Raw genomic sequence first — 15,135 nt, 5'->3', positions numbered from 1 at the left:
ACATGGAAAGAATTAGCGTTGTATTAGTGGATGACCATGTGCTGGTGCGGGATGGCCTCAAAGCCATGCTGGAAGCCGATGGCGAGATTACGGTGGTGGGCGAGGCGAATAACGGCTTGCAGGCCGTTGAATTGGTCAGGGAACGCCAGCCCGATCTGGCCATCATGGACATCCGGATGCCCGAGATGAATGGGTTGGACGCGTGCGCCACCCTAGCGGAAAGCCAGCTGCCAACCAAGGTGGTTATCCTCTCCATGCATGATACCGAAGAGTATGTTTTGCAATCGCTTTCTGCCGGCGCATGGGGCTATTTGCTCAAAGATACCGACAAGAGCGAGTTTATCAAGGCCATCAAACAGATCCACCACGGTAGCCGCTACTACAGCGGTGCCGTATCCAATGTACTGGCGAATCAGTTGCTCAATGCTGCGAGTCCGTCCATCATCAGCAAAGCGGAGAAGAAAGATGCCTATGGCCTGTCTAAGCGTGAGAAACAGATCCTGACCATGGTGGTCAATGGTAAGCACAATAAGGATATCGCCGAGTTGCTCGGCAAAAGTGTACGGACCGTGGAGACCCACCGGTTCAATATCATGAAGAAACTGGCCGTCAACAATGCCGTGGACATGATCAATAAAGCCATGAAGGAAAACATCGTATAATGGACGCCTTTGCGAATGATCGGATAATGCCGCAACGGATATCGATGATCACCCGTATCGACAAGGACAACTTGGTGCGGGTGTTCGTAAAGGGGGGTATGGTATCCCCCTGGGACCTGCGGGTGATCTTACAGGCATCGGCATCGCTGGGGAATGAATTTGTCCTATTCGGGTCGAGGCAGGATATCCTGTTTCCGGTGTCATTCGGCGGACTGGATCTGGTGGCCAAGCAATTGGAGGGCCAGCATATCGATTTCCGGCAGGGGCATCGTGAGCTGTTCCAAAACATCGCCAGCAGTGCCGTTACCATCGGTATCACGGAAACGACCCCCTGGCTGGACCTCGCCACGTACCGCTCGGTATTGGATTCGTTTCGGGTGCCGCCGAGGCTCAAGATCAACATCACCGATCCGAAACAAGCACTGATTCCGCTGTTTACAGGCGATTTGAACTTCGTGGCGTCTGCACGGCCGCATTACTGGTACCTTTATCTTCGGAACGACCATACGGGTGACCGCCTCGAGAAGTGGCCCACCCTGGTCAACAGTCGGGATATCGCCAGACTCTGTGATTTTTTGGATCAGCGGCTGCTGCGCGACCCCAAAGCAACTATACCCGATCTGGTAGTAGGACTTGCAGAGCAAATCAAGCTGGATACGGTGGTGACACGGGATCCGCTGGTGCTGCCATCGCCGTATTTCCCCTATTATGAGGGGCTCGAACCGCTGGAGCATGACGAATGGTGGCTTGGTTTATATTGGAGAAACAACCGGTTCAGCATCCCCTTCCTCGAGCAGGCATGCCAGCTGTGCATCGACCAGCACATCCCGTATTTCTACCTGACCCCCTGGAAGTCGTTCGTGGTGAAACCCATCCGGGAGCATGATCGCTTGCTGTGGAATAAGATGATGGGCGGCATGGGCATCAACATGCGCCACTCAAGCCTTGAACTCAACTGGCACATCCCGGTGCTGGACGAAGACGCCCTCAAGCTCAAGCAGTTCTTGGTGAGTGAACTGGACCAGCAGGATATTTGCACGCACGGACTGACATTCAGTGTCATTACCGGCAATGATACGCGTTGGTTTACCAGCATCGTCATCCAGAAAAACCAATCGCTTAGCAATAGTCAAACGCCAGTATTTGACTTGTACTTTGCGCGGGAATTCAACCCCAATACGCTGCAGTATACCGAATATGCCAAAGGTGTAACGAAGGAGGTTATTCCGGCGTTGCTGGTAGAGCTCAGCAAAGCATATTATACGCAATCTCATCAATAACGCCCCAGCGCCTATCGGCGTCCACCGAACACCTGCACCCAATAGTTACCCTCGTGGGCGATGGCCATTTCGCGGTACGAATCGCGCATGATGTTGACACAGTGGCTCGGACTTGCCAACCATTTTTGGATGACGGTCTTCAGGTCAAACTTGCCGAAAGCAATATTTTCGCCATAAGAAAGCACCTCCGAAGCATCGGATATATACGCTGCGGTGACCAGGCGATGGTAGACGTTTTCGCCCGATGGACTCGTATGGCTGAAGTAATTGTTTGCTTGCATGTCCCGCGCATGAGCCAGCGCAGCATCGTAAAGCCGGGCATTCCAGGTGACCTTGCTGGCTGTAGGCGGCATGTGCTGATCGCCGCAATCACAGCCTTTTTGCCGCCAGGCATTGATCTCGGCCAGTGCCAGCACGGCGATGGAGTCGGTCGCTATCGTGTCCTGCGGAAGGTATCCATCAGGTTGTTCAGTGGCACCCGGCGACGTCGGCATGAGGGGTTCCAGCACCTCATCGGCCCGTGGCTCACAGGAAGACAGCACTACAAACAAGCAGATAATTGCCTGAACCACGCGCTTTAACATAGGTAGCTGTTAAATTTCTTGCAATAAAAGCAATATTTCTAATTAATGCAAGGTTTTTCTGTTATTCATTGCGTCGAGCAATGCATTGACGTCCTTCGGCCGGAGTACACCCGGGTATTTAAAGAGGATTTCAAAATGTTCATTGATCAGCACCCAGGTCGGGAAGGCCAATCGGCCATCCACGTTGCCCAGCGCATAGGACAGCTCATGGAGCCCGGTGGAAACCCCGGTGGCGTTAAATTGATACGTGCTGCCATTAAACGCGATGGGTGCTTTTGATTCGGCATCAACTTCCGTGAAGTAAAATTGCGAAGCGGCTTGTTGGAAGCTCTTGTTTTTCTTCAATTGCGCTTTTTGCAGGTGGCAATACGTGCACCAACCGGTTGTGATCAGGATCAGCGCGGGTTTAGGATGGATGCGTATGCTATCCGTCAGGTCGCCGATGGGTGTCGCAGCGACCTGACTCCTGGCACCACCGGTCAAGGAGATCATCAACACGAGCAACATCAATCTTTTGACGGATAGCATATGCCTCCTTATCGTTAAGATAACCTTAGTAAAAGCTATACCGGATACCAACAAATCCCCTTGCCCCTTGGTTTGGCCCAAAGACATATGAAGGATCGAAGGTAAGCCCGTAAGGATTTTCGGCCGTCACCATGGCCTGTCCGTTTCCGTCAAATTCAACCTGCTTGTCAAACGGATCATTTGCACGGGCGATGATAAACGGGTTCCCCTTGTTCGGTGTCCAGTTCAGCAGGTTCTTTATCCCGCCGTAGACTTCGATCCCATTGCCGAAGGATTTGCTCAGCTGGATGTTCTGGATGCTCCACCAGGGCGAAAATTCCGAGCGCGGATCCGCAGCACTGAGCAGCGGCAAGCGCATCGGGCCATACAGGTTTCCGGTGTAGTCCAAGGTAAGCCCCAGGCGCTTCAGCGTATAGCTGGCGCTCCAAACGCCGGTAAATTTCTCGGTAAACAGCTGCTGTACCTTCTGGCCTGCCTCTTCGCTGTACACATCCATGGCCGTGGCACCCGCTGTCAGCTTGAGTCCGTTCATCAACGCAAGGTCAACATTCAGCGACACCCCCTGTGAGATGGCGTGGCCATCCAAGTTGCCAAAGGATATCCTGGTAGCGTCGGTATCATAGTCCGCGATGATTTTATTGTTGAAATAGGTGTAAAACACCGTAGCATCAAAACCGATGATCCCCCCGCTGCCCAGCGGCACTTTCTTCACAAAATTGAGGTTGCCATTCCACGATGTTTCCGGCTTGAGGTCGCCCTCAAACACCACCTCCCGCGCGCCGGTCAGCGCCGAGTGGTCCTCCGTGAACACGTTGGCTACGCGATAACCGTTTCCGAAACTCAGCCGCAAGATGTTATTCTTATTGGTAGAACTCCATTTATAATTGGCACGCGGGGTTAGGATACTGCCATGGATGGAATTGTAGTCATAACGGGCGCCCAGCAATAATTTGTGATTTTCGTTGAGGCTGATCTCATCCTGGAGAAATACGCCCGGAAGCTTCGTATGCGTCGGCTTGTTGATGTCCGTGTTATCCTGCTGAGCGGTGACGGGCGTACTGTCGTCATAATACGTATACCGATAAGTCATCCCAGCCAACAGATCATGGTTGCCTGCGGGTTTATTCCACGTCACCTGTCCGAAGCCAATGTACTGGTCAGCCAAAAAAGGCGTACTTCCGTACACGCTGTTTTGGTCGTGCCCATTCGCGCTGAACATGACCATGATGTGTTCCTTGACGGGCAGTTGGTAGGTGCCGAACAATTCCCATCGGCTGGTGTATATGCTTTCGCCGTACACCTCGTCCGTACCCCGGTACTGCGGCCCCCAATTCATCTCACCACCCCAGCGGTCTTCATAGATATACCGCGCCGCAAAGGAAAAAACACGATTTTCGGGTCGCTCAAAATTCCACTTGTTGAATACGGATATGCGATGCTGCAAGGTCAGATCCGTAAAATTGTCGTTGTTATTATCAATCGTGTTTTGGTAGTTAAAGTAGTTGGCCCCGAGGAGGGACTGGACCTTGTCGCTGACGTTGACTTTGACGGCAACATCCGCATTGATCTCGCCCCAGCCGGTACCGAAGGCATCCACCGCCAGTAAGGGTGTCGTCCGCGGATTTTTGGTGATGATATTGATCAGTCCGCCGACGGCTTCACTGCCGTAAAGCGTCGACGCCGGACCCTTGACGATCTCTACCCGGTCGATCAGCGACTGCGGGATGCCGCTGAGCCCATACACGGTAGACAGGCCGCTCACGATGGGCATGCCGTCGATCAGCACCATCGTATAAGGGCCTTCCAGCCCATTGATGTGGATATCCCCCGTATTGCAGATGTTGCAGTTGAGCTGAGGTCTGACGCCATTGATGTTCTGCAAGGCATCGAACACCGAAGGGGAGGGATTAGCCTTGAAAAACTTAGCCGAGTACACTTCCACCGGTACCGGGCTGTCCAGCTTGGATACTTCTTTCATCGTACCGGATACCACCACTTCATCGAGGGAGGCACTTTCATCGGTCAACACGATATCTTTTGTGGTCGGCGTAGTGCCGTTGGTCCGGATCTTCGTACTATGCGGTTGGTAGCCGACATATTTTACTTCCAATTCCCAGTTGCCGGCGGGGACACCCGTCAGCGCATAGGTGCCCAGGCTATCGGCAGTCGTGCCAATCTTCAGGGCGGGAAGCGCAACAGTCGCATAAGGGACGGCGGTCCCGCTTTTATCGGTAACAGTGCCCTTGATAGACGATGTCTGGCCATAAGCGGCGGCCGTAAAAAGCGTCAGCAGGGAAAAATACAGTATAGTCAATTTGGTGCGCATTGGATGAATGTAAAAGCGTCTAACGGATCATGATCATATAGCTGATAATCAACTATATCTGACCATGTGTGATGTGTTGCCTCCGTGGGGATGCAAACCTGTGGAGGCGATTCTACTGAACTCGAAGGAAAAGGCGTTAGACGCTTTGGGGCGGGCCCCTTAAATATGCATAATGAAGATCTTTTGTTTCCAGTCCGCGTGCCCGATAAGGAAGATACGCCACGTGTATAGGCGTAATGACCGGCTGTACATAATGGGTAAATTGCGGTTGGATGAAATTGCCATGGAAGATGACATCCAATAAATGGATCTCCGTATCCGAATGGTGATGCTTCGTCGCATCCGGGTCTTTATTGAGGTTATAGGGGTGGGTGTGGATGACGATCCGTCCGTCAGCGGTTTTATGCTTATGCATGAACACCGTGCCGCTGGCGACAATCAAGCAGAACAAGATCGCTTGAAATAAGGCTATTTTCGGACGGATGCTGTTATTCCACATCGGAATCTGATAAAAAATGGACCGTTACTCACAAAATTACACCAAATGGCATGATCCTCACGCCCAAAGTTGTATTATGTTGGATACAATGGCACAAAAATAGCCAAAGGTTTGGCTGAATCAGCAATAAATAATTGTTAAGTTTAGATCAGCCGGTTATTTTCGTCCGGAAATACCAATACGGGCTGATATTTCTTGGCCTCCTCGAAGTCCATGAGCGCATAGGAAATGATGATGACAATATCACCCACCTGCACCAAGCGGGCGGCCGCGCCGTTGAGACATACGATGCCCGACCCGCGTTCGCCTTTAATCACATAGGTTTCGAAACGTGCGCCGTTGTTATTGTTGACGACCTGCACCTTCTCGTTGGCAATGATATTTGCCGCATCCATCAAATCTTCATCAATCGTGATGCTTCCCACATAGTTCAATTCCGCCTGTGTGACGCGTACCCGATGGATCTTGGATTTCAATACCTCGATAACCATGGTGCAAAGATACGGAAAATAAAAATAAGGTTTGCTTTGCGTTTTTGTCGGATTAGTGTTAATTTAGCGTTTCCTACGCGGTAATCTGGCTTTTACCATCCATCAGACAGTTTCCTGTTACATGTACACTCCACCCGCTCAGTACCTTCTCCATACTTGCTTCGTACCTACTCCGCTATGAACCCATCATGAACCAATGGTAAATCCATGGTGAGTCCATGTTTTTCCGCAAAAAGGTGGACTCACTATGGACTCAAGGTGGACTCACCTTGGACTCACTACGAAGAAGGTAGCAAGGTGATATGTAGCATGTATGGGGATGCTCCGAGTGGGGCGCCGGCTATCCGGTGCAAATCATCAGGGAATGGTGGAAATCAGTTGACAACCCAAAGCTAATGTATTTGGACGATGATTCCAATTTTTTATACTTTCTGTAGTAATATTATCGACAACGGCACGTTCGAATATACCTTTTCACGTCGCAAATTTTTACTTTTTTTGCGACAAAATATATCTCTAAATGCATATAAAATATTGATAATAAAACAATTAATAAAATAAAAAAAGCCAAGGGGGGTTCGCTATTTTTTATCGAAGATTTTCTGCATATCGGTATAGCTCTCGGTCATTATCAGCAGCCCTACACCGTTATACGTTTGCATTAATTTTTGGTTAAATTTAAGGTGTTCGGTTGATGTTCATCGATATCGTTCTATCTTTGATAGTGGATAAAGGCTAATGTATAACTTTATGTTTCTCTGTCACAAAACAACTGTTAAAGCCGCCCTCATAACACACCCGAATCACTGACAGACAGTGCGCTCTTTGATGCGTTTTCTGATTTCGGGGTGAAAAATATGTTGCCAAGGTTAGGATCGGACAGCTGGACAGATTGAAGGGCCATTATGCGATACCAACATACTAGCTTAATTTCGTGCCAATGCTTTTTCAAATCTCTCCTATAAACAGCAAAAGTACTCCCTATCTAAGATGCCTGAGTTCAATCTTATCGCTAGTATTCTGTTTTTCAGTAAAAGCTCAGGAAGTGTATCTCCAAAGTGGGTACACTAACTTGATTATTCATTCATTCACCAAAATCTCTCCATCTATTTTATTTGCAAACCCCTTACAGGGTATGAGACCCGAGAAAATGGTAGCGGTAAGCGACTCTGTATATTTTGCATCATTTTATACGTTTGGTCCCACGACGGTTAGGCTTCATGTGCTGGACAAAGACTATCCCTTTGCAGTATTGCCAAACCATACATCTACGATAAAAATCAGTGGGAATGGGAACGCAATCGATTTTTTGTATTCAGGGCCTTTTAAGGAAATATTTGAAGAGTCTGAATCCATTTATAATTTGACTGGCAAAGGTTATTATAAACACATCCCCAAAGCAAAAAAATATGAGTCGGCCCTGGATTATCGGGACGCGCAGCTAACGCGGGTTAACAGCGTATTATCAGCGTTTAATCCTATTCTCAATTCATCAACAGCAAAGACGTTTTTCTCTAATTCTTTCCGGATGTTCATGCTGACGCCTTTATGCGAATACCCACGGCACATCATTCTAAGTAATCAAAACGCTGGGATGGACTCTTTAGAAGCTCATCAGCAAATTCCTTCCCGAAATTTAGACTACTATTCTGGAATAGTTGATTCACATTTAGCAGATACTGCATCGCTCCTTTCCGGAGCACACTATGAATTTCTGAATGCGATGGCAAAAGATACGCTTCTCGGCCTGCCGCATATAAGTGATGTCGATATTAATCAATACAAAGCGAGATTGATTGACAATTTTGAACCCATTTTTGATGCTAAGGATAACCTTTTTTTCGATATGATGATTGCAAATGCGTTCATTGATCAAATCAGCCGGGGTGTATCGCTTTCGGATCGCCAAATCTTTGATATCATTGATTATTTTAAAAACCCTGAAATTCCAAATTATATATTTCACGAGCATAAAAGGAGCTTGGTTGCGAGAGAACAAAGCAGTAGTAGGTTTTATCTTCCTTTCGAACAAGACAGTACAGTTATGGAATCGATTTTAGAAGATATTAAAAATAAAGTCGTAGTGCTTGATTTTTGGGCAACATGGTGTGGGCCGTGTATCGAAGCATTCGGTGAGTCAAAGCCAGTGAAGGAAGAGTTTGCGGACAAAGAGGTGGCATTCGTCTATGTCACAGATGAAACATCCGACGTGCAGAAATGGCATGAATTTGTTGCCGTATTGGGCGGCGAGCATTATTATATTTCACGTAAGCAAATGTTGGCTTTATATGATGAGTTCGGCTTTTCTTCCATCCCGGCTTATCTGATATATGATAAGCATGGGGGATTAATAGAAATGACTATTGGATACATGGGAAACAAACGGCTTAAAGAGGTCATCAGCAAATTGCTTGATTGATGAGCATGCTTCACAGCAACACATTATCAATCAGCCGCACGCCATCCACCCACGCGGCTACCAAGGCCACCAGGTTCCGGCCAGACCCCTCCTGTACTTCCTGAAAGGTGTCGGCATCGTAGATCGCGAAATATTCCAGCTGGACACCGGGGCTGTTTTCTAATGTTTTGATCGCGTTTTTCCGTAGGGCTTGCAGGGTGTGGCTATCCCTATCGGCTTTCGCCTGGCGCAACGTGCGATACAGTGCCAGCGCCTGTCTACGTCCCTGTTCCGTCAGCCGCACATTGCGTGAACTCATGGCCAGTCCATCCGGCTCGCGGATGGTCGGGCACATTTCCAGCGTCACGGGCAACTGCAACGTGTCCACCATATATGCTACCACCCGGTATTGCTGGAAGTCTTTCTGGCCGAAGCAGGCCACGTCCGGTTGCACCGCATCGAAAAGCTTCTTCACCACTTGGGTGACGCCTTGGAAATGCCCCGGGCGATGCAGCCCCTCTAACACATCATCCAGTCCGCCGAGGTCGAGGTGCCATTGTTCACCGGGGGCATATAGTTCCTCCACCTCCGGTTGGAAAAGCACATCGCATTGGGCGTCTCGCAACAGGGCGGTGTCCCGCTCAATGGGGCGGGGATATTTCTCCAGGTCTTTGGGGTCGTTGAACTGCGTGGGGTTTACAAAGATGCTGCATACCACCACGTCGGCCAATTTCTTGGCGTGGTTGACAAGTGCAATATGGCCTTGGTGCAGTGCTCCCATGGTCGGAACGAAAGCAATGCGTAGGCCGTTGTGCCGGTAACGCTGCAGGTGCGTATGCAGTGTGTTTTTGGTTTTAAAAGTTTTCACTGAATAGAATTTGCAACAATAATGGTAAACCCTAGATTTGAAAGGTATATCAGCCGGATTTCAATTGGTTCCTCAATTGGTATACCGACTCGGTGTCGAGAAATTCGGAAAATCCCTTTTTTGCCAACCCTGCCACCAACTTTTTGTCTCCGCGTCAACGATTAGGTTCACTTGACGAAACGGGTTTTGTTCTTATTCCACCAAGACGCATTGACTTCGTCAGCTAATTGGTCTGCATCGGCCTGGGTGGCTTTGTTCTTGGCAACGGATTCCAAATAATTGATGTAATCAATCAAGCGCTGCAAGCCAAAGCTATCAATTGCCGATGATAGCGTAATCTTGATCTGGTTGTCTTCAATGCGTTCTATTACCATAGTGGTACAAATTTATGAAAACAAAGCTTAAATCAAGCATGGAAAATAACATTCGGATTCAACAATACAGATGGTGTCTTCACGCAAAAAATAAATGCCGGGGAGATTCTTGCAACAATGCTTTGGTCTTAGCTGTTTTCAACAGGTTGATCCGTTTTTTGTTTGGCAAAAATGATAATTTTTTATGTTATCTCGTCATGCATCGGTGTAACTAATTGGTATATTGATAAAAATTGATTATCTTTGCAAACCGATTTTACTTTTCTAATACAAATTAAAAACAATAAATTGGAGATGGCAAAAACGAAGATTCTGTTTGTTACCCACGAGATGTCGCCTTTCCTCGAACTAAGTAAAATTTCTGAAATCACCCGCCAGCTGCCACAGGCCATGCAGGAAAAAGGTTACGAAATCCGCATTCTGATGCCGCGCTTCGGGAACATCAACGAGCGCCGAAACCGATTACATGAAGTCATCAGGCTTTCGGGGATGAACATCGTTGTGGATAACAACGACAATCCGTTGATCATTAAGGTCGCATCCATTCCGGCGGCGCGCATGCAGGTGTATTTCTTGGATAATGAGGAATACTTCCAGCGGAAGCACGTGTTCTGTGATGACTGCGGCAAGTTTTTTGAAGACAACAACGAGCGTACGGTGTTTTTCTGCAAGGGTGCTTTGGAGACGGTGAAGAAGTTGGGGTGGGCGCCTGATGTGATCCATTGCCATGGCTGGATGAGCGCGTTGATACCAGCGTATGTAAAGACCGCTTACAAGAATGATCCGACGTTTAAGGACGCGAAAGTGATTTACTCGCTGTACAAGGAAGATGTCGATTTTTCCCTGGGCGAGAACTTTTCCGAAATTGCCCGAACGGGCAACATGACCACTGAGGATGTAGCGGCCTATGGCGCCGGTGATTATGTCGGATTGTATCAGGGCGCGTTGTCCTATTCCGATGCCGTTGTCTTGACGGGTGATGCAGTGGATGAACAATTGTTAAATATTGTTAAAAAGGGCGATATTCCAGCATATGAGCTAGAAGACAGCGCAGAATTCGAAAATTATTGCAACCTTTACGAACAGTTTTCAAGCGTGGAGCTGGAGACGGAAGTGGAAGCATAATTTTGAAAAAGACAGATTACTTACGAATGAATTATCATATCAAGGACTTATTGACACTGTTGATAGGTCTTTTTGTTTTGGGGGCGTGTACCAATCCATCGGGAATCGGACTGGATGTAGACCCGGAAGATCAGATTACGGGCGTGCTGACGGACACCCTTACACTGGAGGCGATCACGCTACGGGATGACAGCGCACGGTCATCCACATTCAATCAAACGGTTTTCGGTTGGTTTGCTGATCCGGTGATCGGCGAGACGGTAGCCGACCTTGCATTGGCCATCGGCAAGCCTGCTTCGGTACCCCGTATCCGGCCGGACGCTGAGATGGATTCTGTGATATTGGTGCTTCCCTACGGGGCAGAATATTTCGGGGATACGCTCAATACTGCTTTTTCCTTGCAAGTGCGTCAATTGGGAGAGCCTTATACCGACGGCACCTATTCTTCCAAACAATGGGCGGTGGGTGATGAGGTCGTCGGCACCAAGACGATCAGCCGTTTTGCATATAAGCTATCCGATAGCGTGAGCTTAACCAAATACATCGACGGCAAGGATTCCGTCGTGAAGGATATTCCGCAGCTACGCATTGCGCTTTCTGCCGCTTTCTTCAAGGAGTTGTTCAGCGAGTCGATCGATTCGGCCCAGCTTTCCACAGAGGCGGGCTTTAATGACCATGTGAAGGGGCTCTACTTGAGCGTCGACGACGCGGCAACGACGGGCATTGGCGGATTGGTGACTTTACGAGGCACGTCAGGTATCACGGGCATCGAGCTTGTCTATCGGCAGCCCAACGGGGAAGAGGGTGATGCCGCTGGAATTGATACCGTGCGCACGTTTTTGCCTACCACCATAGGCGATAGCTACACCGGATCGACCTATCAACGGATTACCTCAAGCATCAAGCGGACCTATACTGCCGAGGTGCAGGCCCAACTGGAAAACCCGACAGGAGGTTATGACCGCTTTTACCTGCAAGCGCCTGCCGGGCTTCGGACCCGATTGCGGATACCGTACATCGATTCGTTGAAAGGACGCAACATCGCGGTAAACAAAGCCGAATTGGTGCTATACGTCGATTCGGAAACACCTGAAGGTAATTTTGAACTCCAGGCACCGCGCCTTACGCTCTACCGTGAAGACATTGCCGGACAACGGCAGCCACTTCCAGACGGCGACTCCCGTTCAAGCAGCAATGGTTTTTCGGGTGATGGACGTAGCCTTTGGTATCGATATAACGGGCAATGGATGGCCTTTGGCGGCCATTTGGATAGCGGTAAAAAGCGCTATGTTTTTCACCTGACCTCCTATATTCAGGATCTGCTCTTAGGCAAAATAAATAGCAGCGAGTTTTTTGTAGCCCCTGCGGCCGCTTCTGACAATTCGGTGCCTTATTATCCCGTGTTGAATACCGGCAATCGGGCAGTCATCCAGCATGGCACAGACCCCAATCTGAAAATGAAACTGAATATTTATTATACCGAGTCCGCCAACTAATCGTACGGATTTCGACCTATAAAAGGGAGCATTCGTGAAGCGGATGCTCTTTTTAGTTGGTTGTATTGCGTAGTGGGGTCAGCTATGAACGCAAACACGGCCGCATGGTGCCAAGAAGGCGATGCGGCCGTGTTTGTCTAATGTCTAACGTCTAACGTCTCCTGTCTGATATCTAATGTCTCAAACTAACTAAAAAATCCCCAATACTTTCTTGCTGCCCTGCCCTTGGGTCCGGTTTGCTGGGAAGGAGGGTGCCGTCTTCGTATTGACTACCGGCGAGCCAACCAAGGTCATGGCACAGCGGAATCCGGTCATCGCATCGGATGCATCCTGTTGCATGTAGCGTCTTGTAGCCGGATTGAGCCAATATGCGCGGTCGTTCCATGATCCGCCTTTGTATACCCTGGCTTTATCATTGATCAATGACGTGACGCCATACAACTCTTCGTTCGTTTCGTCTGCGTGACCGCGCACGTCATGGTCGAAGCCTGCTTGTGTGGAATCCGCAGCGGCGGTTTGCAGCTCTTCCCAGGTCTGTTTTCTTGGTGCTTTGGCCGGTACCTTAATGGGGCGGCCATATTTATCTTTGGCAATGATTCCTTTTTCTGGGTCTTCATACTCCTTGTCCATATACACGTTGCCGCGGAACGGATTGAAATCCTCAAAATCCTCGTAAGATAGCTGCCGGTAGACATCGCTCACCCACTCGTTGACATTGCCTCCCATGTTATACAATCCGTAGTCGTTGGGAAGGTAACTGGTGACCGATACGGTGATGTCCCCGCCGTCGTTGAGGTAGCCGGCCACCCCCATGTTGTCTCCGCCTGTAGGCTTGAAATTGGCCATCATTAAGCCCTGTGTACGGCGCTTAGGTGAGCGTACGCCCAATCCATTCCACGGGTATACCCGGCTGCTTTCAATGTTTCCGAATTCTGTATTGCCGACGAGGCCCAATGCTGCATACTCCCATTCTGCTTCGGTTGGCAGCCGGTAGGGTTGCTTGAGTACCCCATCTTCCATCCGTACGGGACGGCGTGCACCGTCTTCGGCACCGGGCTTATTGTCCTTTGGCATCTTTTCGCCGTCGATGCCTTCACCACGGTATTGGCCGTTGAGGTAGATGTCGGTATTGAACGGTTCGGCAGGTCGCGCTTGCGATTCTGCCAGCGTGCGGTAATCGACCAATGCTCCTTTCTCCCGGAGGATATGCTCATTTACGCGGTCTGTACGCCACACGCAATAGCCATTGGCCTGCTCCCAGGTGATACCCACCACCGGGTAATCCTGATACGCAGGGTGCCGGAGGTACAGGTCTACATACGGCTCATTGTAAGAGAGCGGCTGACGCCATACCAGTGTATCGGGCAGGGCATTGTAATAAAGTTCTTTATCCTCCGGAAAATTTTGGTTGAGCCAATGCAGGTATTCCAGCCAATCGGCGTTGGATACCTCCGTTTCATCCATGTAAAAAGATGCGACGGTCACCCGGCGTTTCAGGTTATCATGGGCGTAGGTGATGTCTTCATTCAGACTGCCGCCCATCACGAAGGTGCCGCCTTCAATGACCACCAAGCCCGGCCCGGGTCCTTCTTTTACTTTCCGGTTGATTTGAAGTCCACCATTATGCGGATCGTTATAAGCCACTCCGGTTTTGGACGATACACCGCTCCGGTTCTTACAGGAACTCAATAACGTCCCGCAGACAAGCAGCGAGAGGAAATGGGCAAGATAGGTATGTGTTGTTTTCATTCGGTACATCAGAAAGACACGTTTCTTTTCTAGAAATCAAAAATAGTAAATTATTGATGTGTTCTGCAAAAAAATAACTTTATGTTTGAGATGGTGGTTGGTGACTGGTGATCGGCGGTCGGTGATGGGTGGTCGATGATGGGTGATCGGTGGTGGGTGATCGGTGATTGAATAAAGTAAGAAACGATATGAAGATAAAAGTAGGGTTTGGGTTTGATGTCCATCAGCTCAAGGAGGGGCATCCGTTTTTATTGGGTGGTGTACAGATTCCGCACCATTCGGGTGCTTTCGGGCATTCCGATGCCGATGTGTTGGTTCATGCCATATGTGATGCCCTGCTTGGGGCGGCCAATTTGGGTGATATCGGTCATCACTTTCCGAATACGGATGAACGGTGGAAAGGCATCAGCAGCCTACTATTGCTGGAGGAATGCGTCAGGTTATTGGCTGAGGGTAACTGGACGGTAGGCAACATCGATGCGATGTTATGCCTGGAGGCGCCTAAAATTAAGCCGTACATCACGGATATGAAACAAAACATCGCATCGGCAGCAGGTATTACTTCAGAAGACATCTCCATAAAGGCTACTACCAATGAAACAATGGGTTTTATCGGTAGGCAAGAGGGTGTAGTGGCATATGCCGTGTGTTTGATTGAGCGAAACTGATTCAAAAAACGTAACTTGATAGTTACTAGGCTATTTTTTTAGTAAAAATGGTTCATATTTGATGAACTGACACGATTAACACTAAAA

General features: G+C 49.1%; 14 protein-coding genes. 6 read left to right on the top strand and 8 right to left on the bottom strand.

The genetic code is table 11. The annotated features are described in order from the left end of the window. The first annotated feature begins 2 nt into the window (after positions 1-2). The gene (locus ACMGDE_RS01730; RefSeq protein WP_436831025.1) at positions 3-662 is read left to right on the top strand and encodes a response regulator; all 660 of its coding nucleotides are present in this window, start codon (positions 3-5) and stop codon (positions 660-662) included. Continuing rightward, the gene (locus ACMGDE_RS01725) at positions 662-1,942 is read left to right on the top strand and encodes a hypothetical protein (RefSeq protein WP_436831024.1); all 1,281 of its coding nucleotides are present in this window, start codon (positions 662-664) and stop codon (positions 1,940-1,942) included. The genes ACMGDE_RS01730 and ACMGDE_RS01725 overlap by 1 nt, the downstream gene beginning before the upstream one ends. Before the next feature lie 11 nt (positions 1,943-1,953). On the opposite strand, the gene ACMGDE_RS01720 is transcribed toward ACMGDE_RS01725, so the two are convergent. The 5 genes from ACMGDE_RS01720 to panD all read right to left on the bottom strand — a co-directional run bounded on the left by ACMGDE_RS01720 (position 1,954) and on the right by panD (position 6,370). Continuing rightward, the gene (locus tag ACMGDE_RS01720) at positions 1,954-2,526 is read right to left on the bottom strand and encodes a CAP domain-containing protein (RefSeq protein WP_436831023.1); all 573 of its coding nucleotides are present in this window, start codon (positions 2,524-2,526) and stop codon (positions 1,954-1,956) included. Positions 2,527-2,568: 42 nt separating this feature from the next. Next, positions 2,569-3,054 carry a thioredoxin family protein gene (locus tag ACMGDE_RS01715; protein WP_436831022.1) on the bottom strand — a complete coding sequence of 162 codons (486 nt, stop codon included), beginning with the start codon at positions 3,052-3,054 and terminating at the stop codon, positions 2,569-2,571. Between the two features lie 25 nt (positions 3,055-3,079). Continuing rightward, a complete protein-coding gene (locus ACMGDE_RS01710) occupies positions 3,080-5,380 on the bottom strand; it encodes a TonB-dependent receptor (RefSeq protein ID WP_436831021.1) in 2,301 nt (766 codons plus the stop codon). A gap of 136 nt (positions 5,381-5,516) precedes the next feature. Further along, the gene (locus ACMGDE_RS01705) at positions 5,517-5,879 is read right to left on the bottom strand and encodes a DUF8478 family putative metalloprotein (protein WP_436831020.1); all 363 of its coding nucleotides are present in this window, start codon (positions 5,877-5,879) and stop codon (positions 5,517-5,519) included. Between the two features lie 143 nt (positions 5,880-6,022). Continuing rightward, positions 6,023-6,370, bottom strand: coding sequence for an aspartate 1-decarboxylase (gene panD / locus ACMGDE_RS01700; protein ID WP_436831019.1), 348 nt, complete (start codon positions 6,368-6,370; stop codon positions 6,023-6,025). 1,135 nt (positions 6,371-7,505) lie between these two features. On the opposite strand from panD, the gene ACMGDE_RS01695 reads away from it, so the two are divergent. After that, on the top strand, positions 7,506-8,789 hold the full coding sequence (locus tag ACMGDE_RS01695) for a TlpA family protein disulfide reductase (RefSeq protein ID WP_436831018.1): 1,284 nt from the start codon (positions 7,506-7,508) through the stop codon (positions 8,787-8,789). A gap of 10 nt (positions 8,790-8,799) precedes the next feature. Here ACMGDE_RS01695 and panC read toward each other — a convergent pair whose 3' ends face one another. After that, complete coding sequence (gene panC, locus ACMGDE_RS01690) at positions 8,800-9,636, bottom strand: pantoate--beta-alanine ligase (RefSeq protein ID WP_436831017.1); 837 nt, start codon at positions 9,634-9,636, stop codon at positions 8,800-8,802. Positions 9,637-9,803: 167 nt separating this feature from the next. Continuing rightward, complete coding sequence (locus ACMGDE_RS01685; protein WP_436831016.1) at positions 9,804-10,010, bottom strand: hypothetical protein; 207 nt, start codon at positions 10,008-10,010, stop codon at positions 9,804-9,806. Between the two features lie 294 nt (positions 10,011-10,304). Between ACMGDE_RS01685 and ACMGDE_RS01680 the strand changes: the two genes are divergently transcribed. Beyond that, positions 10,305-11,135 carry a glycogen/starch synthase gene (locus ACMGDE_RS01680; RefSeq protein WP_436831015.1) on the top strand — a complete coding sequence of 277 codons (831 nt, stop codon included), beginning with the start codon at positions 10,305-10,307 and terminating at the stop codon, positions 11,133-11,135. Between the two features lie 26 nt (positions 11,136-11,161). Further along, the gene (locus tag ACMGDE_RS01675; protein WP_436831014.1) at positions 11,162-12,631 is read left to right on the top strand and encodes a DUF4270 family protein; all 1,470 of its coding nucleotides are present in this window, start codon (positions 11,162-11,164) and stop codon (positions 12,629-12,631) included. A 189-nt stretch (positions 12,632-12,820) separates the two neighbouring features. Here ACMGDE_RS01675 and ACMGDE_RS01670 read toward each other — a convergent pair whose 3' ends face one another. Beyond that, entirely contained in the window at positions 12,821-14,380 is a 1,560-nt protein-coding gene (locus tag ACMGDE_RS01670; RefSeq protein ID WP_436831013.1) for an SUMF1/EgtB/PvdO family nonheme iron enzyme, read from the bottom strand. Between the two features lie 188 nt (positions 14,381-14,568). On the opposite strand from ACMGDE_RS01670, the gene ispF reads away from it, so the two are divergent. Then, a complete protein-coding gene (gene ispF / locus ACMGDE_RS01665; RefSeq protein WP_436831012.1) occupies positions 14,569-15,048 on the top strand; it encodes a 2-C-methyl-D-erythritol 2,4-cyclodiphosphate synthase in 480 nt (159 codons plus the stop codon). Positions 15,049-15,135 lie beyond the last annotated feature (87 nt).

This window comes from Parapedobacter brassicae (genome assembly GCF_051400755.1).
Lineage (GTDB): Bacteria > Bacteroidota > Bacteroidia > Sphingobacteriales > Sphingobacteriaceae > Parapedobacter.
The sequence above is the reverse complement of the archived record's forward strand: the minus strand, read 5'-3'. Positions and strand labels throughout refer to the sequence as shown.